This is a genomic window from Commensalibacter intestini A911 (genome assembly GCF_000231445.1).
In the GTDB taxonomy this organism is placed as follows: Bacteria; Pseudomonadota; Alphaproteobacteria; order Acetobacterales; family Acetobacteraceae; genus Commensalibacter; species Commensalibacter intestini.
The window spans coordinates 95,548-120,861 of sequence record NZ_AGFR01000010.1; the positions used below are offsets into that span (position 1 = coordinate 95,548).

General features: G+C 37.0%; 23 protein-coding genes and 2 tRNA genes. 16 read left to right on the top strand and 9 right to left on the bottom strand.

Going from position 1 to position 25,314, the window contains the following annotated elements; all coding sequences use genetic code 11:
* Positions 1–210: 210 nt before the first annotated feature.
* Entirely contained in the window at positions 211–2,538 is a 2,328-nt protein-coding gene (locus CIN_RS09720; protein WP_050798419.1) for a TonB-dependent hemoglobin/transferrin/lactoferrin family receptor, read from the top strand.
* A gap of 170 nt (positions 2,539–2,708) precedes the next feature.
* A tRNA-His gene (locus tag CIN_RS09725) sits at positions 2,709–2,784 on the top strand.
* Positions 2,785–2,810: 26 nt separating this feature from the next.
* On the opposite strand, the gene CIN_RS09730 is transcribed toward CIN_RS09725, so the two are convergent.
* Complete coding sequence (locus CIN_RS09730; protein ID WP_008854926.1) at positions 2,811–3,677, bottom strand: SDR family oxidoreductase; 867 nt, start codon at positions 3,675–3,677, stop codon at positions 2,811–2,813.
* 177 nt (positions 3,678–3,854) lie between these two features.
* Between CIN_RS09730 and rplM the strand changes: the two genes are divergently transcribed.
* The 3 genes from rplM (at position 3,855) to argC (ending at position 5,871) form a co-directional block, all read left to right on the top strand.
* Positions 3,855–4,337: a 50S ribosomal protein L13 gene (rplM, locus tag CIN_RS09735; protein ID WP_008854927.1), complete on the top strand. Its 483-nt coding sequence runs from the start codon at positions 3,855–3,857 to the stop codon at positions 4,335–4,337.
* Positions 4,338–4,342: 5 nt separating this feature from the next.
* Positions 4,343–4,837 (top strand): 30S ribosomal protein S9, encoded by a 495-nt coding sequence (gene rpsI / locus CIN_RS09740; RefSeq protein WP_008854928.1) that lies wholly within the window; start codon positions 4,343–4,345, stop codon positions 4,835–4,837.
* A gap of 116 nt (positions 4,838–4,953) precedes the next feature.
* Positions 4,954–5,871 (top strand): N-acetyl-gamma-glutamyl-phosphate reductase, encoded by a 918-nt coding sequence (gene argC / locus CIN_RS09745; protein WP_008854929.1) that lies wholly within the window; start codon positions 4,954–4,956, stop codon positions 5,869–5,871.
* A gap of 56 nt (positions 5,872–5,927) precedes the next feature.
* On the opposite strand, the gene CIN_RS09750 is transcribed toward argC, so the two are convergent.
* From CIN_RS09750 to CIN_RS09760, 3 genes are all read right to left on the bottom strand, one after another.
* Positions 5,928–6,719 carry a hypothetical protein gene (locus CIN_RS09750; protein WP_008854930.1) on the bottom strand — a complete coding sequence of 264 codons (792 nt, stop codon included), beginning with the start codon at positions 6,717–6,719 and terminating at the stop codon, positions 5,928–5,930.
* A 103-nt stretch (positions 6,720–6,822) separates the two neighbouring features.
* A complete protein-coding gene (locus CIN_RS09755) occupies positions 6,823–8,370 on the bottom strand; it encodes an alanine/glycine:cation symporter family protein (RefSeq protein ID WP_008854931.1) in 1,548 nt (515 codons plus the stop codon).
* A 239-nt stretch (positions 8,371–8,609) separates the two neighbouring features.
* A complete protein-coding gene (locus CIN_RS09760; protein WP_008854932.1) occupies positions 8,610–9,989 on the bottom strand; it encodes a hypothetical protein in 1,380 nt (459 codons plus the stop codon).
* A 445-nt stretch (positions 9,990–10,434) separates the two neighbouring features.
* Here CIN_RS09760 and CIN_RS09765 point away from each other — a divergent pair, with 445 nt between their 5' ends.
* Positions 10,435–11,190, top strand: a complete 756-nt coding sequence (locus tag CIN_RS09765; protein WP_008854933.1) for a tetratricopeptide repeat protein — start codon at positions 10,435–10,437, stop codon at positions 11,188–11,190.
* Between the two features lie 87 nt (positions 11,191–11,277).
* On the opposite strand, the gene CIN_RS12035 is transcribed toward CIN_RS09765, so the two are convergent.
* The gene (locus CIN_RS12035) at positions 11,278–11,592 is read right to left on the bottom strand and encodes an SDR family NAD(P)-dependent oxidoreductase (RefSeq protein WP_211475722.1); all 315 of its coding nucleotides are present in this window, start codon (positions 11,590–11,592) and stop codon (positions 11,278–11,280) included.
* Positions 11,529–12,023 carry an SDR family NAD(P)-dependent oxidoreductase gene (locus tag CIN_RS09770; protein WP_008854934.1) on the bottom strand — a complete coding sequence of 165 codons (495 nt, stop codon included), beginning with the start codon at positions 12,021–12,023 and terminating at the stop codon, positions 11,529–11,531. The genes CIN_RS12035 and CIN_RS09770 overlap by 64 nt, the downstream gene beginning before the upstream one ends.
* Before the next feature lie 306 nt (positions 12,024–12,329).
* On the opposite strand from CIN_RS09770, the gene CIN_RS09775 reads away from it, so the two are divergent.
* Entirely contained in the window at positions 12,330–13,958 is a 1,629-nt protein-coding gene (locus CIN_RS09775) for a hypothetical protein (protein WP_040364390.1), read from the top strand.
* Between the two features lie 105 nt (positions 13,959–14,063).
* Here the strand turns inward: CIN_RS09775 and CIN_RS09780 are convergent, their stop codons facing one another.
* Positions 14,064–15,518, bottom strand: a complete 1,455-nt coding sequence (locus CIN_RS09780) for a glycoside hydrolase family 32 protein (RefSeq protein WP_008854936.1) — start codon at positions 15,516–15,518, stop codon at positions 14,064–14,066.
* A 361-nt stretch (positions 15,519–15,879) separates the two neighbouring features.
* Here CIN_RS09780 and CIN_RS09785 point away from each other — a divergent pair.
* The 7 genes from CIN_RS09785 (at position 15,880) to CIN_RS09815 (ending at position 22,003) form a co-directional block, all read left to right on the top strand.
* Positions 15,880–15,963: transfer RNA gene (locus CIN_RS09785), tRNA-Leu, on the top strand.
* A gap of 58 nt (positions 15,964–16,021) precedes the next feature.
* A complete protein-coding gene (locus tag CIN_RS09790) occupies positions 16,022–17,188 on the top strand; it encodes a phosphoserine transaminase (protein WP_008854937.1) in 1,167 nt (388 codons plus the stop codon).
* Between the two features lie 47 nt (positions 17,189–17,235).
* Positions 17,236–18,387 (top strand): ATP phosphoribosyltransferase regulatory subunit, encoded by a 1,152-nt coding sequence (locus CIN_RS09795; protein ID WP_008854938.1) that lies wholly within the window; start codon positions 17,236–17,238, stop codon positions 18,385–18,387.
* Positions 18,388–18,460: 73 nt separating this feature from the next.
* The gene (locus tag CIN_RS09800) at positions 18,461–19,747 is read left to right on the top strand and encodes an adenylosuccinate synthase (protein WP_040364361.1); all 1,287 of its coding nucleotides are present in this window, start codon (positions 18,461–18,463) and stop codon (positions 19,745–19,747) included.
* Positions 19,748–19,836: 89 nt separating this feature from the next.
* Positions 19,837–20,433 carry a hypothetical protein gene (locus CIN_RS09805; RefSeq protein ID WP_008854940.1) on the top strand — a complete coding sequence of 199 codons (597 nt, stop codon included), beginning with the start codon at positions 19,837–19,839 and terminating at the stop codon, positions 20,431–20,433.
* Positions 20,434–20,473: 40 nt separating this feature from the next.
* Positions 20,474–21,178, top strand: a complete 705-nt coding sequence (locus CIN_RS09810) for an acetolactate decarboxylase (RefSeq protein WP_008854941.1) — start codon at positions 20,474–20,476, stop codon at positions 21,176–21,178.
* 42 nt (positions 21,179–21,220) lie between these two features.
* The gene (locus CIN_RS09815) at positions 21,221–22,003 is read left to right on the top strand and encodes a hypothetical protein (RefSeq protein ID WP_008854942.1); all 783 of its coding nucleotides are present in this window, start codon (positions 21,221–21,223) and stop codon (positions 22,001–22,003) included.
* Between the two features lie 22 nt (positions 22,004–22,025).
* Here CIN_RS09815 and CIN_RS09820 read toward each other — a convergent pair whose 3' ends face one another.
* The gene (locus CIN_RS09820) at positions 22,026–22,907 is read right to left on the bottom strand and encodes a LysR family transcriptional regulator (RefSeq protein WP_008854943.1); all 882 of its coding nucleotides are present in this window, start codon (positions 22,905–22,907) and stop codon (positions 22,026–22,028) included.
* A gap of 109 nt (positions 22,908–23,016) precedes the next feature.
* On the opposite strand from CIN_RS09820, the gene CIN_RS09825 reads away from it, so the two are divergent.
* A complete protein-coding gene (locus CIN_RS09825) occupies positions 23,017–23,469 on the top strand; it encodes a PACE efflux transporter (protein WP_050798420.1) in 453 nt (150 codons plus the stop codon).
* A gap of 220 nt (positions 23,470–23,689) precedes the next feature.
* Positions 23,690–24,142, top strand: coding sequence for a PACE efflux transporter (locus CIN_RS09830; RefSeq protein WP_040364362.1), 453 nt, complete (start codon positions 23,690–23,692; stop codon positions 24,140–24,142).
* A 79-nt stretch (positions 24,143–24,221) separates the two neighbouring features.
* Here CIN_RS09830 and CIN_RS09835 read toward each other — a convergent pair whose 3' ends face one another.
* Positions 24,222–25,310, bottom strand: coding sequence for an NADH:flavin oxidoreductase/NADH oxidase (locus tag CIN_RS09835; RefSeq protein WP_008854946.1), 1,089 nt, complete (start codon positions 25,308–25,310; stop codon positions 24,222–24,224).
* Between the last annotated feature and the right edge of the window lie 4 nt (positions 25,311–25,314).

A 25,314-nucleotide genomic window follows, 5' to 3' on the forward strand; every position in this document is an offset into this window, starting at 1 on the left:
GAAAATAAAAGGGTCTATGATGAAATAGAATTGCATGTTATGAGAATGATTCTCAATTACATACAGTGTTTATAACATATGCGAATGATTTGCAATAGCTTATGAATATAATAATTATTCTCAATTAAATTGACATTTCAATTTTCCTTGTATAAGTGGTGATATTAATAATCATTCTCATTAACAATTTATACAATTTTGTGGATAAAAATGAAAACGCATTGCTTAGCTAAAACACGGACATCATGGTTACTGGCATCCAGCTTTTTATGTTTGACCTCTATGACTGCGTTGGGTCAAACCGCCCAACAAACAACGCAAACGATGACGGATTCTAAACAAGATAAGACCGATCAAACGGATACGACAGATACAACAACGGGAGAGGATACCTCCACGAATGTTAATCTGAGTCCCGTTAGAGTTAAAGGGAAAACAGATCCTATTTTAGATTCGATGAAAGTAGATCCAGATAAAGATTATACCAATGTTGGGAAGTCTCGTGTTTTAACCACAACAGTGACGAGAGAGACGTTAATCAATCAACAAATTGATAGTTTAGAAGATTTTTCCAGACGTGTTGACGCATCGGTTAATTTTAATGAAGATAGTTCTAGTTTAAATATGCGTGGTTTGGATCGTAGCCGTGTTTTGGTTACCGTAGATGGTATTCGCCAACCGTTCGTTAATGATGGTGCTTATGCAAGCGGAACGCCTAGCCAACAAGGGGGCGTTGGATATTTTGACTTTAATACGATGGGTGGAATTGATGTTATAAAAAGCTCTGATTCCAGTTTCTTTGGAACAGGGGCTTTGGGGGGAGTTCTTGCGTTTCGCACGTTAAATCCTGAAGATATTTTAAAACCTGGTGAAACTTATGGTAGCTCAACTAAAGCAACTTATGCAGGCGCGAGTAGCAGTGCATTATTAAACCAAGCGTTTGCAGCACGTTATAAAAATACATTATTTTTATTAGCAGGTGGTTATCAAAATGGTAGCGAAGTTGGTAATAGAGGCGAAACAGGGGGACAAGGGACAACCAGAACTAAAGCTAATCCTGCGCATTATGTTCAAGGCAGTTTTCTTGGAAAAATAAGTCATTATTTCTCTGGTGGTCATCGTTTAAATATTACAGGGGAATGGTATGATTTGAATAATCATGAGCATACGTTAACCTCTCAAACGGTTGCAGGTCAAGATTATCATACGAATACAGAAAATCAGCGGTCTCGGTTTAGTGCGACTTATGATTATATGGCTGAAGATCCAAAAGATTTATTTGGGGAAGGGCATTTTACTTCTTATTGGCAAGATCAGAATACTATTACAGATATCACCAATAATAACTCTTTAAAGCCTGCGAATAATGTTTGGCAGAATTTGAAACTTAATACGCAAACTTATGGCGCGTTGGGTTCTGCGACTGTGAATGCGTATACAGGTTCTGTGCATCACGCTATTACATTTGGCGGAGAAGCCTATTTATCAGATACAAGTCAAAAGCAACGCGGTCAACGTGCGACACCAAGTGCTTATGTGCATAATAATTTTGCGGATATGCCGGATGTTCATGGCACGGATTTAAGTGCGATGTTGCAAGATAGGATTGCTTTGGGGCGCAATGATTGGTTGCATTTAACGCCAGGGGTTCGGTTCGATTATTATAAAAGAGATCCTCATAATTCTGCAGATTATCAAAATAATCCAGGTTATACAGGATTGTCTTCTAGTTCTAGCGGTTCTCGTTATTCTCCTAAATTTTTGGCAGAGGCAAGGATTGCTAAGAAGTTAACTGCCTATGCGTTATATTCTCAATCTTATCGTGCGCCGTCTGCTACCGAAGAATATTTAACTTATAGTACGGCTCCAATCTATACAGTGGTTGGAAATCCAAACTTAAAAGCAGAAACAGGTCGCGGATGGGAGGTCGGTTTAAAATATGGAGATTCAAAACGCGGCGCGAATGTTGCCTTTTATGATAATTACTACAAAAACTTTATTGATATGATGGGTATTTCTTCTTGTTCTGGCTATTATTATTGTTATGGATATACAAATCTGAAAAACGTTCATATTTATGGTGTAGAGGCTAACGCGAATTGGGAATTAGATAATCATTGGCGTGGTTGGGCTTCCTTGGCCTATACGGATGGCAGAAATACAGATATGCATTATAACCTGGCTTCTGTGGCGCCTTTCCGTGGAATTGTTGGATTTGGATATAAGCAAGAAAATTGGGGAAGTGATTTATCCAGCACGTTTGCTGCAGCACGTAATAATGCTAAATATATGACAAATACTGGTACATTAAGTAAGCAATGGAATACTGCTGGTTATGTGATCTTTGATTGGACAGGATGGTATCGCCCTTCATTCTACAAACCATTAAAAATTCAGGCTGGAATGTATAATATGTTTGATAAAAAATATTATAATGCGACTTCTTTACCTATCGGACAATCAGCGAGTGGTTTAAGGCAAGAATTTTACACACAACCAGGCCGTTATTTCAAAGTTACTGCTCGGATTGATTTTTAAAAGGTTTATTGAACCATTAACAGTGATAAAAGCTTTTAATATAAACCGCAGAAGGGATGTCCTCTTCTGCGGTTTAGCTTATTTATAGCTATTATTTTCATTTAAAATATTTTTTATAAAAACAATTGACGGCTTAATGGGAATATAGTAAAGACAGTTTACAGATTGTGGCGGACGTAGCTCAGTTGGTAGAGCGCTGGTTTGTGGTTCCAGTGGTCGCGGGTTCGATCCCCGTCGTTCGCCCCATCTGTTATATATTCCCCTTAAAAAAATTATAGCTTCGTTTGAGCAATGCCAGTTTTAAAGTCAATTGGGCTAAAACCAAGTTTGTTTTCCATTTCCGTAATATCAAAGTTTTTATTCTCTACTAACCTTTGGATTTCTGTTGTTTCAATGGTAGGAATAAAAGGCACAAATTTTGTAAAAAATGCTGCTGTTTTGAGTAATGAAACAGGAAGGGGGATAAAAGTTTTTGGTTTAATGCCTGCTCGCTCCAAAATAATCTGAATAAACTCTTTATAAGAAATAACTGACCCTCCAGCAATGACCAGGCTACTAGCTTTTTCCCAGTTTTGAGAAAGGGCAGCTAAAATAGCTTTCGTAACATCGGATTGGTGAATCGGTTGTACGAGTGCTTTTCCTCCATTGGGTAAAGGAATAATCGGCAATTTTTTGAGTAATTGTGCCAAGCGTTGTACATTATTTTCCCCTTGGCTGCCATAAATCATCGTAGGATGTAAGATTACGCCTTTACGGCCACTTTTTAAGAATACATTTTCTCCGGCAAGGACGCCGTTTCCATGGGAATCTGGCCATTGCGTAAATTTTCGTGTGCTTCCTAAAAAGACATAAGTTGCTGTTTTAGGGCTCATCTTTAAAATTGTAAGTGCATGGCGGGCATGGGCGGTATTAACGATATGTGTCGCGTCTTGTAAGGCGTTAAGTAACGTTGGTGAACTTTCAAGGTCGATGATTCGATATTCGCAAGATAGATTCGTTTCTTGCCACTTTTCAGGCGTTCTAATCAAAGCAATGACTGTACAGCCATTTTTTTGTAATTCTTTGACCAAAGCTGAACCAGAACGTCCAGAAGCACCAATAACATGAATTTTTTTAGGAAGAGAAAAGGGCTGTTGCATAAGGGTTTCACATTGATTTATAAAGGTAAAATAAAATTGCGGTAATAGGATACCACCACAAAAAACACTGAAAAACAATAAAAAATAATTATTTTGTAAAAATTGCTTGACGAAATCCTTTCTGATGTTAAAAACGAACTAAATTTATAGCTGAATAATTAACGGAATTTAGAGTTAATGAAAACGACCATTTCGATTAAACCAGCGGAAGTAACAAAAAACTGGATCCTAATTGATGCAAAAGACATCGTATTAGGTCGTCTAGCTGTTATTATCGCTAATCGCTTGCGTGGCAAGCACAAAGCACAATATACACCACATGTTGATTGTGGTGATAATGTTATTGTTATCAATGCAGAAAAAATTGCATTGACAGGCAAAAAAGTAGAACAAAAGAAATTCTACTATCATACAAATTTCCCAGGCGGAATCAAAGAACGCACCATTACTCAACGTTTAACAGGTAAAAATCCTGATCACGTTGTTGTAAAAGCTGTTGAACGTATGATTAGCCGTGGGCCATTACAACGTAAACAAATGAAACATTTGTATGTTTATGCTGGTGAAGAACATCCTCATACAGCACAACAACCTGTTCAATTAGATGTTGCTGCTTTAAATCGCAAAAACAGTATTAACAACAAAAAAGTTGGAGCCTAAAGAATATGTCAGAGACACAAGAACGTACTGGTGGCTTGGCTGATCTTAAAGGAGCTGTTGCAAATACTCCTTTGGCACAAGAAACTGTTATTCGTGAACCAAAACGTGACCAATTTGGTCGTGCATATGCAACAGGTCGCCGTAAAGACGCAGTTGCTCGTGTATGGGTTAAACCTGGTAAAGGTGAAATTACTGTAAACGGTCGTGCTGTTGATGTATATTTTGCTCGTCCAGTATTACGTATGTTGATTAACCAACCTTTCGAAGTTGCAAATCGTCAAGGACAATTTGACATTTATTGCACCGTTAGCGGTGGTGGTCTTTCTGGTCAAGCTGGTGCAGTTCGTCATGGTCTTAGCCGTGCGCTTTGTAACTATGAACCAGAATTACGCGGTGCATTAAAAGCTGCTGGGTTCCTTACCCGTGATGCTCGTGTTGTTGAACGTAAGAAATACGGTAAAGCAAAAGCTCGCCGTTCTTTCCAATTCAGCAAACGTTAAGATTTACTGTTTTGTATTTCGAAGAGGCGGGGAAAGGGTCAAACTTTTCTCCGCCTTTTTTATTGGTATAATTAAGATTAGAGTTTTTAAAGTTATTTTAAAGTCAAAGGTGTATAATGTCACAAATGCCAAAGATTTTCATTGATGGTGAATATGGAACAACAGGTCTTGGGATTCGTCAACGGTTGGATACATTGCCTGTGCAGGTCTGTTCTATTCCTGTTGAGCAGCGCCATGATATGAAAGTGCGTTTGGACATGATGGGGCAGGTGGATTTGGTGGTTTTATGCTTGCCAGATGATGCATCACGGGAATCTGTGGCTGCGATTCAATCTTTGTCAGGGCATCAACCAAAGATCTTAGATGCCAGCACTGCGTTCAGAACTAATCCAGCTTGGGTCTATGGATTTGCCGAGCTTGATCCTGGACAGGCAGAGAAAATTAAAAAAGCACCTTTGGTTGCTAATCCTGGTTGTTATTCCAGTGGTGCGATTGCGTTGTTGCATCCGTTGGTGCAAGCGGGGATTATGGATCAGAACTATCCTGTGACGATTAATGCCATCAGTGGCTATAGTGGTGGAGGCAAGCAAATGATTGCCTCTTATGAAGTTGAGAAAAATGCACCGCCTTTTATGCTGTATGGGTTAAGTTTAGAGCATAAACATCTACCAGAGATCGTGCATTATGTAGGGCTTAGCCGTGAGCCTATTTTTGTGCCGTCTGTTGGCAATTTTGCGCAAGGGATGATTGTCTCTGTTCCATTGCATTTGGATACGTTGTCAAAGCAAGCCAGTGTTAATGATATTAAACAGTGTTTAAAACAACATTATGCGAATGCTGAGAAGGTTGCTTTTGTTGATGAGGAGGCTGCAAAATTATCTGGAGATAAACTGGCACTGACCGATCAAATGGAATTACGTGTGCATACAAATGCTCGTCAAGATATGGTGGTGTTAACAGCGACGTTTGATAATCTTGGTAAGGGTGCATCTGGTGCAGCGATACAGAATATTCGATTGATGTTGGGTGTGTAGATTGAATATAGGCTCACTTTTAATATAGTTTTGAGTGAGCTTTGTATTTGTTCCCATTAATAAATTGTATCTATAATTCTTTTCGTGTCACTTAGAAGATTATCGATTTGAGTTTGAGTAGGTTCTATTCCTTTGTTGTGATCGCACAAGTTGCGAATATCTGCACAGGACATAATGAATCGTTCTTGAGGTATATCAATAACATCGTTATTCCTTAGAATTACACATAAATCATTTATTCCAGGATTTTTCTTAGTAATGGTAATATTGTGCCTTTCACATAGCGCACGTAAATGTTTTTCAATAATAACACCGCAAATGGCACCAGCACCTCTTAAGAAACCTTTTTTAGCAAGCTCTCCGGCAACTTCTATTTCAGAATCAAATAAATCTGCTTGTACAAGGGTTTTTAAATCAAGCAGTTTAGAGGAGAATATTTTCTTGGCAGCTTTTAGGATATTGAGTTGTTGTTGATAAATATTCACCACTACGTAACGATATTCTTCTTTAGATAACTGTATTCCTAAAATAAAGTTATGAATATCGTAATTCGTAAAAGTTATATCTTTTTGTTTAGATGGATGTTTGTAAGCAGAGTTAAAATCAATTAATCGGTCAGGTAAAATGAATTTTATTACTTTTTTGCTTTTAGAATACCAAATTTCATATTTGTTTATAAAGCTAGGTAATGATTTTATAAGATTATTATATTTCTCTTGATTATTTTTATAGTAAGTATTTTTGAAACTATCAGGATCGATCATGTGATTTATTGCTATGAGTAAATTATCTCCTTCTTTAATTAAATTATCCAGTTCTTCGCGGAATGTTTTTTCTCTTGCTGACATTTAAACTTACCTTGATATCATTTCGATTTACATATGGATAATAAAAGGTTTAATTAAGAAATACTATTACTTTGAATAAGAGATGAGGTTAGTATTTCTCAAGTTATTTCACGTCTTCTTCACCATTCCAACATTCTGTCGTGAACCCATATTGTTTAGAGTCAAAGGATAAACCTTTGTTTTGACGGTAGTCGGCTAATGCTCTGAGGACAAATGGTAATCCTATGAGTAAAATAGGAATATTGAGATAAACCATAATAATATTCATGAGGTCAGAGATATACCATAAATTCCCTAACTCTAGCCCTGCTAGGATGGTTAAAATTCCAAAAGGAACAAATACTAAAGAACCAAGGATACGAATAACTAAAATAAAGCTGTATTTTTTAGAGATGAAATTGGCTGAAATCTCGGCAAATGAAATCATGCCGAGTAATGTGGTAAACGCAAACAATCCATAACAAGCACACATAATAATTTCAACAATTTTGGCGATAAATGTGGGGACGAGTGCTTGGACGGAGGTAAGGTATAAGGTGATTTTTGAGGCTCTCACTGACTCCCACGCCACACCGTCAACAGAGCCAGTCCATACATGCGCCATAATGACGATAAAACCTGTCATTGTGCAAATAACCATCGTATCAAAAAAGACACCAAAGCTTTGCACTAATCCTTGTTCGCAAGGATGGCGGTTATTGGCAATTGCCGCTGCCATGGTAATTGTTCCTTGGCCAGCTTCATTCGACATTAAGCCTCTTTTAACGCCTTGCGCAAGGGCAGTTCCAATGGCTCCTCCAAAGATCGCATGAGGGGCAAACGCACCCACAACGACTTCACGGAAAAAGTAAGGGATTAATGGGAAATTAATGAGAATAATAACGATCGAAATGCCGACAAAAATCACTGCTTTAATGGGAACTAAGACGTCAGAATAAGCAACAACACGGCGAATACCGCCAAAGATAATAAAGGTGCAACCGACAACAAGAATAACAGCAATTGTATAATATAATGTGGATTGATGGCTATAATGTTGTCCTGTCGCAGCTTGGGCGATGGCACCAATGGCGGAGAAAACGTTAAAAGTTTGTGCTGGAATATTAAAGAGTGCATAGGTGATGAATACTAAAGATAAAAATAAGCCAACAAAGCGTTTATTTCCTAGAAGGCGTTTGCCGTAAAAAGGTAACCCGCCAACAAATTCATTGTCTTTTTTTTCTTTGAAAAGCTGTGCAAGGACTGACTCTGTAAATGCGGAGGCCATGCCAAAAAAGGCTGCTACCCACATCCAAAATAATGCGCCTGGCCCGCCAATTGAGATGGCTCCTGTAATGCCGACAATATTCCCTGGCCCAGCACGCATTGCCAATCCTAACATGAATGATCCTATGGCGCTGACCCCTTGTTTAGAAGGTTGCCTGGCCAGCATGATTTTGATTGCTGGAGCAAAGCTGTATCGCTGAATAAAACGTGTGCGGATTGTAAAATAAATCCCCACGCCAATGAGTAAAAGCACTGGAAAAGAAAACTGTCCTAGAATAGGTATTGTTTTATACCAATTAATATTGGTTGGAAAATCCCAGACTGCATCGGTAATAGGGGCTAAAAAAGCAAAAAAATCATTAATTAAATCGAAAATATTATTCACAACAATTACTCACATTACGTATGGCGGTAATATAAATCGAATTGTTCTGAATTCATAGAGATTGCAGTGTAATATTTGGGTTGATATATTCATAAAGTGAAGTAAAGAAGTGTTGAGTCGGAATAAGGTAACGAGCGATATTTTTTATCGCTCGTTACTTAGAATATGTTATTTTTTGTTATTATACTTTCTTTATCTTACAAAGATAAAGTGCGATTGAATTAAATAATTATCTTAAGTTAGGGGTAATATCCTGCGAATTGCCACCAAGTATTATCTGTCTCTGTTTCTGGGAAATACCAATAGTCACCAGTGTTTTTAAGTATAAAATACATTTTTGTTTTAGGGTAGTAATATAGCTCTCCTTTTTTGCCAGAGCGGTTCGTAGCGTTCCATGTATGGACTGGAATATTATAAGTAAGCGCTTCATCATTTTTTGAGTAACGACCTACATATTCCCAACCATTTCCGTTGCTTTTATCTGTAGGAAAATAACCAGGATCTGTTTTGGTTAATTTAAAATACTCTGTATCTTTGTTATATTTATTGTGATAAATAAAGAAATCGCCAATTTTGACGTAGTTATTTTTTCTTTCTTCCCATTCATAAACTCTTTGATTACGGAAATATAAATCATTAATAATTGGGTATCCTATGCCAATAGATTTCCAATCTGTATTATCTTTACCTTGATCGGGGAATGCGCCGTAAACGCCGTCGTGTAACGCTTCATATATATATGGTTCTGCACTATTAGGGTCTAATGCAAACATCATGCCAGCTTTAGCTTGCTGTTGATAGTTGCCCCATTTATGGATCCCACGATATTTGTTGCCAGTTAGCGTCAAAGTTCCTTTGTTATATGTGGAGGTGGATCCATAATCTGATGCGGTCATATCTGGTAATGTATATTGTGCATCGCAAACGTCGGCTGTGCCATACGTATAAGCAGAAGAGGAAGTTAGTTGGTCGTTTAAACCGTAATTTCCTTTAATTTGTCCCATTGTTGTTTTAGAATGACGTAATGTATTGCATTGATAAGGCCACCAGAAATACTCTAAGAAAACACGGTTTGCATTGTTTAACCCTTTCCATTTAGGGGTTTTAATTTCTCCTAGAATATCAACAGTACCTATTGTGGTATCTGCCAGTGATATTTGCCACCAATCTCCTTCAGTATCGGAAGGGCTTCTTGGGCTTTCTTCTACGCGGAAACGATATTGGTGCCCAACTTTCCAGTTGTATTCACCTTTAATGCTGGTGCATTTTTCGTATTCATAGCAATCTGCGACAGGTAGAGCGTCTGATTTTGCTTCAAGACCATCCCAAATTGATACAATAGCCAGTTTTTTACCACCGGCACGTTGAAGTCCTAAATATCCACCATTTGCATCATTAAATGTAACATATTCTGCCCAATATACAGATGATGGTGCATAGCCACTGTCATTGTAAGATTCACCTGGATCGACATCAATACGCATTGAATAGTCTTTAGCCCAAGGGGATTGATCTTTGAGTTTCCATTCTCCTGAGGGGGTTAAGGCTTGTGAGGGGGTAATGGATGCGCATGGTAAAATCATACTTCCGATTAAAAATAGATATAAATATTTATTCATAAAATGTCTATATATAAAATAATGTTTTTAAAAATTAAAATAATTATAAAGTAATATTTTATTTTAATACTATAATTATTGTTATAATATAACATTTTTAAATAAATAAAGTCAATTTGTATTGTTTAAATATATTTTGTTATTTATATATAATGGATATATTTTTAATTAATATTTGGTATGGAATGACGATAATTATCTTCGTGATTATTAAGGAATGCGATGAGGTCGAGGAAAAAGTAATTATGGTCTAATGTTTTTTTAGTGATTTTCTATTGTTTGTTGATGTAAAAGGTAATTGAATATAATTTTGTAATATTTAAATTAATAAAACCACTTCTAAACTATATTTTGAATTGTAAAATTGTTTATATTCAACTGTATTTTTTAATCACGGTATAGTAATGCTGGTTATAGAAATCATATACCCAAACTGTTTAATCAAATGAAAAAATCATCTTACTATTTATTATTAAGTATAATCCCTTTATTTTTTCCTATAGAGGCATTTTGTAATACTGTTGATGCATTACCAAAAACTGAGAAAAGCCAAAATAATCCTAAGAATTATTCAGAATCGGAAGCGATAGATTTTTTTACTAAGAATACTGATAAATGGAAATCGACTAATAACTTTTCTTTAGGATTGCAATATTTTTACGGAGATAAGGTTTCTAAAAACTATTCTAGAGCGGTAGAGTTATTCACCCAGGCGGCTAATCAAGGAAATGCAAGAGCTCAAGGAATGCTTGGGGCGATGTATTTACAAGGGCAAGGTGTTCCTCAAGATTATTCTAAAGCTGTAGAATGGTTTACTAAATCTGCTAATCAAGGAAATGATTCTGCTCAGTATTTACTGGGGACTATGTATGGAAGTGGCAAAGGTGTTCCTCAAAATTATTCTAAAGCTGCAGCATTATTTACTAAATCTGCCAAACAAGGCAATGTAAAATCTCAGCAAACACTTGGGTTAATGTATTTAAAAGGTGATGGTGTCATTCAAAATTCATCAAAAGCCATTAAATGGCTTACCAGTGCGGCCAATCAAGAAGATGCAAAAGCTCAAGCAATACTTGGACTGATGTATTATCAAGGGCAGGGGGTTGTGAAAGATATACAAAAATCTAAAACATACTTAAAGCAATCTTGCTTAAATAAATATCAAGATGCTTGTAATGTTTATAAAGAGTTAAAATATTAATTGCAGTGTTATTGTTTATCGAAATGCTTCCTTATATTTATATTCGACCGATAAAAATACCAGCCGAATATAAATAGTTACCATTCTTTATTGAGCAACATACCCACCATCAACAAGAATAGCAGCTCCATTCACAAAGGTAGCTTCGTCACTGGCAAGGAACGCAACAACATTGGCGACTTCTTCTGGTTTACCTAGACGGCCAATTGGATGTAATTTAACAAGTGATTTTTTAAAGTCTGGTGGAAAAGCATCGAGTAAAGGTGTATCGATATATGCGGGACAAACTGCATTAACGCGAACATTTTTGGCAGCATAATCAATGGCTAAAGTCTCGGTTAATAATTTACCCCCCCCTTTTTGGAGGCAGAATATGCTGTCAGACCACTTTTTCCAACCCAAGAGTGAATAGATCCACAATTTACAATGACTCCAGCTTTATTTTCTTTTAACCAATACTCAATGGCGTATTTATCTAATAAATAAACAGCACTAAGGTTAATATCGATTAGTCTTTTCCAATGAGCAAAGTCTAGTTGATCAATAGAGCCGTCTTGTGCAATGCCAGCATTTGCAAAAATAATATCTAAACCACCAAAATGTTGCAGTGTTTTTTCAATGAGTGCTTTGTTTTCATCTTCGCTAGCAACATTAATTTTAAAAAAGAGTGTTTTATGTCCTGCGGTATTAAGACTGTCGGAAAGTTGTTGTCCGTGATCGCTGAGGTCAGCAATAACAACATTTGCACCAAGGTGACAGAATTTTTCTACGGTTGCTTTGCCAATACCACTAGCGCCACCTGTAATAATAATTGTTTTATTTTTAAAACTCATTTTATTCTCCTGTTTATATTGAGTGTCATATATCAAAGGGGCAATAGTTCATTGGTTATGTAAAACGAATACTTAATGGAAATGCTATCATGGAATTTTAGTATTAATACTTTGTTTTTATTCAATATTTTGTGATATTTAAACTGTGTATTGAGTGTTTTAGAGATAAAAACTGTGATGTTTATGTCTATAATATGAATATAAGCCGCCTCTATATTGACTTGTTTTGCAAAACCACAGAGCATATTTGCAGTCTATGTTTTTTATTCATTCAATTGGCAGTCAAGGAGAATGATGGTGGTATTGATGAAGGCTATTTTTTCTTATAAAAATGTAGGAATATTATTGGCATGTTCTGGTTTGGTGAGTGTAAGCTCTTATGCTGTTGCCAGCCCAAGCCAACCTGTGCAAAGTCCTGTTTATTTACAGTATGTCCAGCAATTAAAAAAAGCACCTGAGCATAAAGTTTTGATGTTTGCTGGTAAAGAAGATATTCAACCTTACTCTTTGTTTGTGCATTCTCCTAGGATTTTGCCTCTTTTGAAAAATCAATATGATACGTCTTCTTTGGATGCTGTCATTAAAGCTACGCAAGAAACTCGCCATATTGCGGTTACCAAACATCCTTGGGGCACATTTGTTCAAGCGGCTAGTTTTGGATCTCAAGACATGGCATCTGAAACCAATTATGATGCCATTTGGGTACGCGATAGTGTTTGGGGATATTTGGCATTAGATAGTCAGCCTGATACGCAACCTGTGGCGCATCAAGTCCTGTTAACACTATGGGATTATATGGCAACACCGCATCAAATTGACAGAATGAAAGCCATTATTGCCAATCCTGCGTTGGTGGATGCTAAAGATGGTCAAATGAATGTTCCGCATATTCGTTTTAATAGTTCTTCTGCACAATTTGATGATGTTCAGGAAAATGGAAAACCTCAACCTTGGACGCATAAGCAAAATGATGCATTAGGATTATTTATGGATGCAACTTTGCAAGAAGTGCAAGATCAAAAAATTAAAGCGGATGAGTGGAGTAAGGATCAACGTTTAGATGCGTTAATTTACTTGGTGGGGTATTTAGATAAAGCACGTTTCTATCAAATGGAAGATTCTGGAGCATGGGAAGAAAATGCGCGGTTAAATACATCTTCTGTCGCGTTGGTTACGTCTGCTTTGGAAAATTTGCAAGGGATGATTGCAAAACCGCAGGGTGCAGAAAAACCATTTGTAGAAGCTTTGCGTGCGCGTGCGCAAGAACTTAAATTAGAGCATTTTATTACGTCTGAAAATCTTTCTCGTTTAGTCAGTTTAGGATATCAACGTATTGATAAGCAATTGGTAATTGGTGGAGAATCTCCAGATTATCCCAAAACAGATTCCAGATATCGTCAAGCAGATGCTGCATTGTTAAATTTGATTTATCCAGCCCGTTTACATCGCTTAACGATCAAACAAAAAGAACATGTTTTAGAGATTGTTGCCCCATTAATGGGAGATATTGGTATTCGTCGTTATTTTAATGATGATTATCAGTCCGCGAATTTTTGGTTCCATAATATTAAAACCGATACCGATAGTGCCAGTCATGCAGAGCGTAAGAAACAATTTATTCCAGGAACTGAGGCTCAGTGGTTTTTTGACTCTTGGTATGCCAAAGCTGCTTTGATTGTGTATAAAGAAAGCCATAATCCACATTATAGAGCATTGGCAGTTCGTTCGATGAACCACGCATTGGCGCAAATTACGGGTGAGAATATGGTGGGAGCTAATGCAAAGCCAGTAGCAGCAATGGCTTTACCTGAAAGTTATAACTTTATTGCAGATCAGGGCGAGTTATGGGAAGCAGCAAGCCCAATTACACCGCTGAATTGGTCGAAAGCATCGATGACATTAATGTTGGAAGAAATGAAAGCTGATTTGAAGTAATAGATATCACAAAAGATCAATGCTTTTTATATAAAGCATTGATCTTGTAGTTATTAATAATGTGTTACTTAATCTTTTTTATTATTTATAAAAAAGAATAGAATTTTACTCTGAACAGTTAGAAAAAATATTAGAAAGTTTCCAGAATTCAGATGTGGAGATTACTGCTTCGCCATTCTCTGCATAGAAAGAGATTTTAGCATTTCCATTTGTTGGATAGAAGTTACTGGTCAAAGAATACTCGCCATCATTAACAAAAACTTCAATAGAAGAAGCATCGACAAAAATATGTAAATTGATTTTTGAACATGCAACTAATGGAATGCTGCGTGCTGTATTAAGAGTTGAATCTTTACTTTCTCGTTTTAATACTAGACGTTGAGATTGTGCATCGATGAATAACTTTGCACCATCTCCAATAGCAATGCCATATTGTTCAGCGGTACTATTTGCTAGGTCAAAAGAGATTTTATATTCCTGATATTGTTCTGCTAAAGTAGAGCTAATATTAGTAAGAGAAAATGGTTTCAGCGTAGTGTAATCAGATCTAAGTTGTTCAAGTTCAACGATAGGTGTGCATAATAAACGACCATGTTCAGTATACTTAACTTCACGAGGAAGCGTAAATGCACCAGCCCATCCTTGTTTTTGAGTAGGCATGGGTGAATTCCACATATTCATCCAGCCAACCATAATGCGACGACCATCTGCAGCTGTAAAAGATTGTGGTGCATAAAAATCATGTCCATGATCAATTTCTTTAAATTCCTCTTGAACAGTATAAAAAGTATCATTTTCCCATACACCACAACGATAACCACTTTGGTATAAATTACGATAATCATACCCTTGAGCAGGAATACCTTGAGGGGAAGTGATTAAGATAACTTTATTATTTACATTAAAAAAGTCAGGACATTCCCACATAAATCCTTCGTCAGATGTTTCTGCTTGGTCTAAAACTCTCACAAAGGTCCAATCTGTTAAATTAGAGGATTGATATAATCTGACTTCGCCAAGGTTATTTTCTGGCCGTGCACCTACAACCATCCACCATGAATTTCTGGCTCGCCATACCTTTGGATCACGGAAATGCATAATGCCTTCTGGTGGATAGAGTACGGGGCCGTGCTTAATAAAGTTAATACCATCCGTGCTGGTTGCTAAACATTGAACTTGACGAATATGGGTATCATCACCTTCTTTGCCTAGCCATACGTTACCTGTATAAATTAATGTTAATACACCATTATTATTGACAGCAGAACCAGAATAACATCCACCACGATCATAATCTTCATCAGGATAAAGTGCGATTGGAAGATGTTCCCAATGTACTAAGTCTTTACTGATGACATGTCCCCAATGCATTGGGCCCCATTTGGGTGCATAAGGATAGTGTTGAAAGAAAAAATGATAATAACCGTTAATGTAAATCAGTCCATTTGGATCATTGATCCATCCAGATTCTGCGGCAATATGAAATTTTGGATAATATAAATTATCAACTGTTTTTGCTGTATTCTTAACGAAGATATCAGCATTTGATAGTGTTTCCATTGTAAATACCTTTTTATTTAAAGTAATAAACTTAAATGTAGTTCAAATTTTATAAAATTATACATATGTATAGTTTGTAGTTAATATCATGATATCTTTAATTATTATACTATACTTTTTAAATTTGTTACAATTAAAAAATGATTTTTTATTTTTTTAAATAAAACAGTTAATTGATGAGGTTTTATTGTGGATGATATACTATCAATCAATGATGTTTTTTTGATGTGTATTCGCCTAAGGAACTAATTGTATAAAAAATATTTTATACCCATAAAATAAAGTGCTTGCATTATTTCTAATTTTTTTTTAAAAGAACATTGTCTTTTGACATGATTATCTGCTAAGAGAAATTATATAAGCGAGAGTGACGGAACGGTAGACGTAGTCGACTCAAAATCGACCGCCGCAAGGCGTGGGGGTTCAAATCCCCCCTTTCGCACCAATTGCACGTTGAGATAAAAATAATAACGTGCTTGATGTGATTGTGAGCTCTTATATCAATGTCAAATATTCAAAATAAACCCCTTAAAAAACCAAATAATCCTAGTTTTTCTTCTGGTCCTTGTGCAAAGCGTCCCGGTTGGACTCTCAATGTATTACAAGACGCGTTAGTCGGACGTTCTCATCGTTCAGGTGAGGGGCGGGCAAAGTTAAATGAAGTTATTACGCTTTCTTCTGAAATTTTAGGGATTCCCGAAGACTGGAAAGTTGGAATTATTCCTGCATCAGATACGGGTGCGGTTGAGTTGGCATTATGGGCAATTCTTGGATCTCGCCCTGTTGATATGCTTTCTTTTGACAGTTTTTCAGCGGAATGGGTAACGGATGTTGTTAAACAATTAAAATTACCAGACGCAAATATTTTACATGCTGATTATGGTGAATTGCCTGATTTGCAAAAAATCAATTGGGCTCATGATGTTGTAATGGTTTGGAATGGAACGACTTCTGGTGTAAAAATTCCAAACGGTGATTTTATTCCACAAGATCATGATGGGTTGGTTATTTGTGATGCAACGTCTGCGGCATTTGCAATGGATTTGCATTGGTCAAAACTAGACGTTGTGACATGGTCTTGGCAGAAAGCTTTGGGTGGGGAAGCAGCTCATGGTATGATGGCGTTGTCTCCTAAAGCGGTAAAACGGTTAGAAGAAACAGAGCAATTACGTCCATTACCAAAGATTTTCCGAGTCCTTAAACAAGGGAAATTAAACGATAAGATTTTTGAAGGCGATACCATTAATACCCCGTCTATGTTGTGTGTAGAAGATGCTCTGGATGGATTGCGTTGGGCGCAATCAATGGGTGGATTGTCAGGGTTAAAGAAGCGTTGCGATCAAAATTTAGCGGTTATTTCTACATGGGTTGCAAAAACACCTTGGGTCGAGTTTTTGGCAACTAAAGAAGAATTTCGTTCAAATACCTCTATCTGTTTAAAAATTGTTGATCCCTGGTTTGTTGGATTGGATGCCAAAGAACAAAAAGTTGCTTTTTCTAAAATTACAAAATTAATTGCAGAAGAAAAAGCAGGCTATGATTTGGCGAGCTATCGTGATGCACCTTTGGGATTACGGATCTGGGGTGGGGCAACGGTAGAAACCTCTGATATTGAATTATTATTGCCGTGGCTCGATTGGGCATTTGCTTTTGTTAAGTCTACATATTAATATCAACGCCGTTATTTATTATTATATTTGAGGTAAAGCGCTATCCTATGATTGAAGATTCAGAAATGAGCAATGCTCTATTACCAATAGGGTTTTGTGATCTTTTGCCCTCTGATGCAGAGGCAGAAGCCTGTGTGGTGAAATGGATGATGGATGCGTTTGCTGATTATGGATATGAACGGGTCAGCCCTCCTTTGTTAGAGTTCGAACAAAGTTTGTTGTCACATGCAGGTTCTGGGATTGCGGATCAAACATTCCGTGTGATGGACCCTGAAACCCATTATATGATGGGATTGCGCCCTGATATTACCCCACAAATTGCACGGATTGCAGCAACTCGCTTGATTAATTCTCCACGTCCATTACGTCTTTCTTATGCGGGTGCGTGTGTATTAGTGAGTGGTGCAAAACATAATGCTTCCAGACAAATCTTACAGGCTGGGATAGAGTTGATTGGGATTGATAGCCCTCAGGCAGATGCTGAAATTATCACAATTACGGCTGAGGCTTTGGCGTCTGCTGGTGTTTCATCAATGTCTTTTGACTTAATGATGCCTCAACTTGCAAATAGCATTATTCAAACAGAAGAGTTTAGTGAGCACCAACGCAAAGGATTATTACGTGCGTTGGATCGTAAAGACGTGGCTGCAGTTCAACATTACGCAGGAAATCTTGCAGATACGTTAACAACGATGTTACAAGCTGCTGGGCCTGCTGACCGTGCGATTGAGATTTTACAAGGCTTGGATTTACCCCTAGAAGCACAACAGATTTTAGAACGTTTATTAACATCGGTTAAAGCAGTTCAAGCGCATAATCCAGAGTTACAATTAACGATTGATCCTGTTGAGTTTCGTGGATGGAATTATCATACAGGATTATGTTTTGCTGTTTACGTTCCAGGGATTAGCGGTGAAGTTGGAAAAGGTGGTCGTTATTTGTCAAATAATGGCGAGCCAGCATGTGGATTGACCTTGCGTCCAGATCTTTTATTGCCATTGATTGATTTTGATCAATATAGTCGTCAACGTGTTTTTGTTCCTTTTGGTCATACGATTGAGGAATTAAGAGGATTGCGGAAAGATGGGTATATTTTAATCATGGGCTTGAAAGCTGATGAAAATATAACCGAGGAAGCACATCGTTTAAAATGTTCGTTTATTTATAAAAATAAAGAATTACAGCCTGTTTCAGTGTAAGTTTATTTTGTGTTGTTGGCTGTTTTTATTTAACGTGATTTAACTTTTTAATATATTTAGTAGGAAAAATTTGATGTCCAGTGTTACCATCGTGGGTTCTCAATGGGGTGATGAAGGAAAAGGTAAGATTGTCGATTGGTTAGCCAGTCGTGCAGATGTTGTGGTGCGTTTCCAAGGTGGACACAATGCTGGACATACCTTAGTCATTGATGGGGAAAGTTATAAACTTTCATTATTGCCTTCTGGTGTCGTGCGTAAGAAAACAAGTGTAATTGGGAATGGTGTTGTGGTTGATCCGCAGGCACTATTAAAAGAAATTGCACGCTTCAAAGATCAAAATATTGAAATTACGCCTGACTTTTTAAAAGTTGCTGAAAATTGCCCGTTGATTTTACCTTCTCATGTTGCATTAGATCAAGCTCGTGAAAGAGCAAGAGGCGATAAGAAAATTGGAACAACAGGACGTGGTATTGGCCCTGCTTATGAAGATAAAGTGGCTCGTCGTGCTATTCGTTTGTGTGACTTAACAGAACCAGAAACACTAGACTGGCGTTTAGATGAGTTGTTAGCACATCATAATGCGCTCTTGGCTTCTTTGGGTGAAAAAACATTTACCAAAGAAGAAACATTGGCTTATTTAGCAGAGATTGCTCCAAAAGTATTACCTTTTATGGCGCATGTTCCTGAATTGTTAGCGAATGCTTTGGAACAAGATAAATTCGTTTTGTTCGAAGGTGCACAAGCCATTATGTTGGATGTGGATCATGGAACTTATCCTTTTGTAACCAGCTCTAATACCGTTGCTGCACAAACAGGTGTTGGTAGTGGCACAGGCCCTCGTGCTGGTGGATATATTCTAGGGATTGCCAAGGCATATACTACTCGTGTCGGCGCAGGGCCTTTCCCAACAGAATTATTTGATGATGTTGGTAAATTCTTAGGCGAAAAAGGTCATGAATTTGGAACCGTTACAGGCCGTCCACGTCGTTGTGGTTGGTTTGATGCGGTTTTGGTAAAACGTGCCGTGCAAGTCGGTGGATTAGACGGCCTTGCCATTATGAAGTTAGATGTGTTGGATGGTTTAAAAGAAATTAAAATCTGTATTGGGTATGAATTAGACGGTAAGCAAATTAATCGTTTCCCTTATACGTTAGAAGCTCAAAAACGTCTTAAACCGATTTATGAAACCATGCCTGGTTGGGATCAAAGCACATACGGGGTTAGAACTCGTGAAGGTTTACCTGATGCGGCTAATAATTATATTAAACGCATCGAAGAGTTAACAGGCGTGAAAGTCAGTGTGATCTCTACCAGCCCAGAACGTGAAGATACCATTATGTCTGATGATTTTGTGGTTTAACAAGTTTAATCTAAAATTATTTCTATTTTAAAAGGATAGTTTAAACGCTATCCTTTTTTTATGTCTGTTTTATTGAGTAAATAAGAAGAATGAATTATTTTTTAAAGAAAATTGGTTATAAGCAAGATCGCTTATCTATTGGTTTACATAGATTGAGTATTGCTTTGATTATTATTAGTGCAATGTATATACCCATTTTTTTTCATAAACAGAGCAATTTCTTTTATATATGTATTGCTGATATTTTAATTTATTTATTTTTTACTTTATTGGCGTTTGTTATATCAGGATGTAGATATGGTTTTCGGCAATATCAGCCACAAAAATTTTCCCAGTTACAGAAACAAAAAATAAACTTTCTTTATTTCTTCTCTTTAAAACAAATGGGAATAAAAAATGATGCGATATTTTATATTATACAAGGTATAGGTGCAGGTTGTGCATTGTTAGTTATTATACCATTTATTGGAATGTTTGTATTAATGTGTGGATTGTGTTTTGTTACTAATCCTTGGCCGACTGAAGAATATTTTTATGATATTGGAATAGGAATATCATCTGGAAAAGATTTACTGAGTGTATTCGTGACAGCTATAATCATCGGTGCTTTAATATATGTACCATTTATTCTGCTTGCATGGGTTTGGTCAGGTTTTTTGTATGGAGTTGTTCAAAAAGATTCATGATATCACTTAACATAAAAACAATAAAATAAAGGATGAATAAATGACTAAAATAGTTCAATTCTCGACGATTGGTGCTTTGATGGCGGGGCATTTAGAGGGTGAGAAACAATTTTCCAAAGTTTGTTGTGGGTGTAATTTTGGATTGGGGTGCTCTGCGGATATGGATGGAGAATTAACGATCTATGATGGGCAGGCTTATGAGGCAACGGCAGGTCAATCTCTAGAAACCTTGAATTTTGCAGAGAAAGTTCCTTTTATTCAAATCACAGCGTTTAAACCAGAGCAACGACATGATGTTGATAATATAGATCATACCAATATCGAGGCATGCTTAACGCGTTTTATTCAACCAAAGAATATTTTTCTAGCCGTTTCAGTCGAAGGGGTTTTTGAGAAAATAACCATTCGCAGGCCTCATAGAGCAGCAGAAGGGCAGGTGCGTAATGTCAGTCAAATTGCAGTAGCTCAACAAGTGGATACACATTGTCAAATTGAAGGCAGACTCATTGGGTTTTGGACACCAGAGTTATTTGGCCGTGTTTCTGTGCCAGGGTTTCATTTCCATTTCTTAGATCAACAAAAGAAAATTAGTGGTCATGTGTTAGAGTTCTCAATGAAAAAAGCACAATTAAGCTTTGAGGAAAAGCAAACATTAGAAGTGACTAATCCGAAAAGCAAATCTTATAAAGACATGAATATTGATGTGACTATGCTGGATGAAATGATCCATAAGGTTGAAAAATAGCCATTTAATTGCTATTGAGCTGTGCTGTTAAGGGGATATTATATGTTGCGATGTGATCAATTATTTGTTTTGTTGGGGGTTTGTTCTGTATTAACAGCGTGTGGGCCAAATGAGTATTATGTGCCAGTGAATAATCAAGTGGGAAATGCGCAACCATTATCAAAAACAAGTGATACAATTAGAGTTGTCATGCCATATGATTATCCTCATAATATTGAAGTCGCACGTCAAAAAGGTTCAAATTGGTTGTCATGGTCTAAATTTGCACGATACGAAATGTCAGCCAAACAACAAACAGAAAGAAGATTACAAGCATTAGGATATAATGTTGTTGATACAGGATTAAATCCTAAGAATGATGGTCATCCGAATGTAATTGCATTGGTTGAATCTGCGGAGGATCCGAGTAAAGCACATAATGTAATTCGAACATGGACAGAACCCAGCTATACCGACACAATGGGTAATCCAACGGCATGGGATACCAAAGCTGTGGCCTATACTATGAAACATATTGATTATAAAGTAACCTTGGTCAGACCTAATGGAAATAATAATCCTTTATTAAAATGTATTACTGATAATAATTTTAGTACGGGTTTTTGTATTGCCCCCGAACATCCTGATAATTATGAAGTTATCTTTACAGGAACAGGATCAATGAGTACCGATGCAAACTCCCCTTCTTATATTCTTGATCATATTACAACGGCAGTTTGGCATGATTATCCAAACATGATGGGACAATATAAAGTCTTTCTCTACAGCCAACCCCACCCTGAGGTCATCCGTGTTGAACCTGACAGCCCCAAAAAAGGCTCGTGATTATTGGGATTTAATGTCAATTTTACTTACTGGTAAAAAGTTCATTAATATAATTTCTAACGACTTTAATTCTGGCGCTGGATCGTAAACCGCTATGAACAGAAACCCAGATATCTTGGTCGAGTTCTGGGATATGAGGGATAATAGGATATAATAAGTCCGGAAACTCTGTTCCAACGAAAGTATCCAAAACGCCTAATCCATTTCCATGAGAAATACCGTCAAAAATTCCTAATGCATAGCTGCACCGCAACCAAGGAATAGGGGCTTTAGGTAAAGAGCGAAGCCATTTTTCAGTTTCAAAATGAGAGCGTGCCTCATCAAAGCCGACAAAGTCCAGTTTGTTCCATTCTTGACGGTCAATATGCTCTTTATGGCGTTGATAATAATTAGGCGCACAATAAAGACCATAAGAGAGCTTACCAATTTTTTGAATGGTTAAATCGCCTTGCTCAGGTCTAAACGTTCGAATGCCAATATCGGCTTCTAAACGGGTGAGGCTATAGGCACGGTGAGACGTAATAATCTCTATTTCAACTTTGGGATATAATTTGTGAAAATTCTCAAATCTGGATGTTAAGAAATAAGAAATTAGCTCATCTGCATTAATTCTAACCGTGCCCTCAACAGCATGGAGCTCTTGTTGATCGACGGTGCGTTCAATTTCAAAAGCAATTTCTTCCATCTCTTTTGCCCAAGCAATGATTTTATCACCTGCTGCGGTGGGAATGCAGCCAGCTTGCACACGTTCAATTAATTTAACGCCGAGCTCTTGTTCCAAATCATCAATGCGTCTGGAGAGCGTGGCAGGGCTGATCCCTGTTTTTTGCGCAGCTCTGCGAAGGGTTTTAGTTCTTGCCACAATGACGAGAACTTTTAGATTATCCCAATTCATATGTTTCATAATTGAACCGCCAGCTCTTGTTTGTTGAGGTTTACTTAAAAAAATAAAGCATATATGGTTGCTTCACTAAATGTAAATAATAAAATTAATATTAGAAAAAGAGATAAGAATGCGTACCTTTTGGGATAGAGTTCGTCATGCAATTATGTTTGAAATTGTAGGACTGATTTTATTTATTCCGTGCTCTGTTTGGGTGTTTCATCAATCCATAGAGCATATGGGCGTGATTGGTGTATTTTCTGCTTTTGCAGCCACGACGTGGAATTTCTTTTACAATATTGGCTTTGATCGTTCGATGCTATATTTCAGAGGTTCTGTTCAAAAAACACTGCTTATTCGTGTTTATCACTCGATCCTGTTTGAGGTCGGGTTGACGTTGATTACTCTGCCAGCCATTGCTTTGTATTTAAATATTGATATTGTCAGCGCATTTATTATGGATGTAGCAATCGTTGTGTTTTACCTCGTTTATGCGTTCTTTTTTAATATTGTTTATGATTTTATATTTCCGATTAAAGAGCAAAATGTTTCTTTATGTTCTGAGAAAACCGAAGGGGTGTAAAGGGTTGATTATGGTAATTACTTATTGAATGTTTCAAAAATGAAGCACTATGAGCGATTTATTATTGTTTACTTTAAAAATTAAAGCAGATAAGATTAGGTTAAGTAATAACAAAATAAAAAGAAGAAAAAAAATTAAACCTAAATAAAAACCAATACAAACGATAAAATAGATTTGTAAAAAACTAATAATATAAAAAGTAAAAAAGAGTATTTTTAAAATGCGTACCTTCCGAGATAGAATTCGGCATGCGGTTACCTATGAAATTATTGGATTGTTTTTGTTTATACCTGTTGGTGTATTACTATTCAATCAACCGATAACAGAGATGAGCGTTGTAGCAATTGCATCTTCGCTAGCATCTACGATTTGGAATTTTGTTTATAATTTATCTTTTGATAAAGTAATGCTGTCTTTGCGTGGCACTACCGAGAAAAGTGTGATTATTCGCGTATTTCATGCCGTTTTATTCGAAGCAGGATTAACCATTTCCCTTGTTCCCATCGTTGCATGGTATTTGGGAATTAGTTTGATTTCTGCCTTTGTAATGGATATCACCATCGTATTATTTTACTTGGGATATACATTCTTTTTCAATCTTGCTTATGACTTTATCTTCCCTGTGGAAGACGAAGCTGATGCGGTTAAAGGCGAGTTTTCTCTGAATTCGTAATTCGTTAAGTAAATTGAACCATTCATGAAAAAAAGGGCTCTGTGTTTATTCACAGAGCCCTTTTAAAATATGTTAATGTTTATTTCTTTTTGTTAGTTTCAAGAGATAACGTCGTTTGATAAGGTGTTGGAACAAATTGCACAGGTTCATTAGCTGCATTATGTGCATATTGTGCATTTAAAACCCAGTATGGATCTCTCAGTAACCCTCTGCCAATCGCGACGAGGTCTGCATCACCTGAATTTAATACATAATCTGCAAGTTCTGGATCTTCTAATTTTCCAACAGCAATCACAGGAACATTCACCGCTTGCTTAATACCTTTGGCCAGATAGACTTGATAGCCAGCATGGAAAGAAGGGCGATGGTTGTTGTCTAACTTGCCATCTCCACCACCGCTGACATGCACCATATCAACACCAGCATCAACATAGTGTTTAGCAATTTCACAACCATAAGATAGATCATAGCCATTTGATCCGAATTCTTGTGCAGAAATACGAATAAGTAAAGGCATATCTTTAGGCATCACTTCTTTCACAGCTTTGATGATCTGTCTTCCAAATAAGAATTTATCTTGTCCATACTCATCGGTACGAAGATTCATTTTTGGTGAATGGAATTGATGAATTAAATAGCCATGTGCACCATGGAGTTCAATCGCATCAAAACCCGCTTCGATGGCACGTTTAGCCGTATTTTGAAAGGCTTGAACAAGCTCTAAGATCTCAGACTTACTGAGTTCTTTTGGTGTTTGATATTGCCATTTTCCATCCCCAGCATCTGCGTCCCCGTCATAAGGCATAGGAGAAGAGGAGACGACATTTTTTTCACCCAACGCTTTGCGTCCTGAATGTGCAATTTGAATTGCAGCTTTGCTGTCATGTGCATGGATAGCTTTTACAATTGGTTTGAATGCATCGCGTTGTTCGTCATTCCATAGTCCTAGACAATTTGGGGAAATACGACCATTTTCAGCAACACTAGTCATTTCAACAATAATAAGTCCAACACCACCAACAGCACGAGAAGCATAGTGAGTATAATGCCATTCATTGGCAATTCCATTGGTTGCAGAATATTGGCACATTGGAGGCATAACAACGCGGTTTTTTAAAGAGAGTCCTTTAAGTTGAAACGGTGTATTTAAGCTATATAATTTGGTCATGGTT

Bases quoted from the DNA above. Each gene is read 5' to 3' on its own strand.
- CIN_RS09790 (WP_008854937.1), top strand. From the start codon at position 16,022: ATGTCAAATATTCAAAATAAACCCCTTAAAAAACCAAATAATCCTAGT.
- CIN_RS09800 (WP_040364361.1), top strand. From the start codon at position 18,461: ATGTCCAGTGTTACCATCGTGGGTTCTCAATGGGGTGATGAAGGAAAA.
- CIN_RS09795 (WP_008854938.1), top strand. From the start codon at position 17,236: ATGATTGAAGATTCAGAAATGAGCAATGCTCTATTACCAATAGGGTTT.
- CIN_RS09835 (WP_008854946.1), bottom strand. From the start codon at position 25,310: ATGACCAAATTATATAGCTTAAATACACCGTTTCAACTTAAAGGACTC.
- CIN_RS09760 (WP_008854932.1), bottom strand. From the start codon at position 9,989: ATGAATAAATATTTATATCTATTTTTAATCGGAAGTATGATTTTACCA.
- CIN_RS09720 (WP_050798419.1), top strand. From the start codon at position 211: ATGAAAACGCATTGCTTAGCTAAAACACGGACATCATGGTTACTGGCA.
- CIN_RS09750 (WP_008854930.1), bottom strand. From the start codon at position 6,719: ATGTCAGCAAGAGAAAAAACATTCCGCGAAGAACTGGATAATTTAATT.
- CIN_RS09830 (WP_040364362.1), top strand. From the start codon at position 23,690: ATGCGTACCTTCCGAGATAGAATTCGGCATGCGGTTACCTATGAAATT.
- CIN_RS09815 (WP_008854942.1), top strand. From the start codon at position 21,221: ATGTTGCGATGTGATCAATTATTTGTTTTGTTGGGGGTTTGTTCTGTA.
- CIN_RS09810 (WP_008854941.1), top strand. From the start codon at position 20,474: ATGACTAAAATAGTTCAATTCTCGACGATTGGTGCTTTGATGGCGGGG.
- rpsI (WP_008854928.1), top strand. From the start codon at position 4,343: ATGTCAGAGACACAAGAACGTACTGGTGGCTTGGCTGATCTTAAAGGA.
- CIN_RS09820 (WP_008854943.1), bottom strand. From the start codon at position 22,907: ATGAAACATATGAATTGGGATAATCTAAAAGTTCTCGTCATTGTGGCA.
- CIN_RS09825 (WP_050798420.1), top strand. From the start codon at position 23,017: ATGCGTACCTTTTGGGATAGAGTTCGTCATGCAATTATGTTTGAAATT.
- CIN_RS09765 (WP_008854933.1), top strand. From the start codon at position 10,435: ATGAAAAAATCATCTTACTATTTATTATTAAGTATAATCCCTTTATTT.
- CIN_RS09730 (WP_008854926.1), bottom strand. From the start codon at position 3,677: ATGCAACAGCCCTTTTCTCTTCCTAAAAAAATTCATGTTATTGGTGCT.
- CIN_RS09770 (WP_008854934.1), bottom strand. From the start codon at position 12,023: ATGAGTTTTAAAAATAAAACAATTATTATTACAGGTGGCGCTAGTGGT.
- CIN_RS09805 (WP_008854940.1), top strand. From the start codon at position 19,837: ATGAATTATTTTTTAAAGAAAATTGGTTATAAGCAAGATCGCTTATCT.
- argC (WP_008854929.1), top strand. From the start codon at position 4,954: ATGTCACAAATGCCAAAGATTTTCATTGATGGTGAATATGGAACAACA.
- CIN_RS09780 (WP_008854936.1), bottom strand. From the start codon at position 15,518: ATGGAAACACTATCAAATGCTGATATCTTCGTTAAGAATACAGCAAAA.
- rplM (WP_008854927.1), top strand. From the start codon at position 3,855: ATGAAAACGACCATTTCGATTAAACCAGCGGAAGTAACAAAAAACTGG.
- CIN_RS09775 (WP_040364390.1), top strand. From the start codon at position 12,330: ATGAAGGCTATTTTTTCTTATAAAAATGTAGGAATATTATTGGCATGT.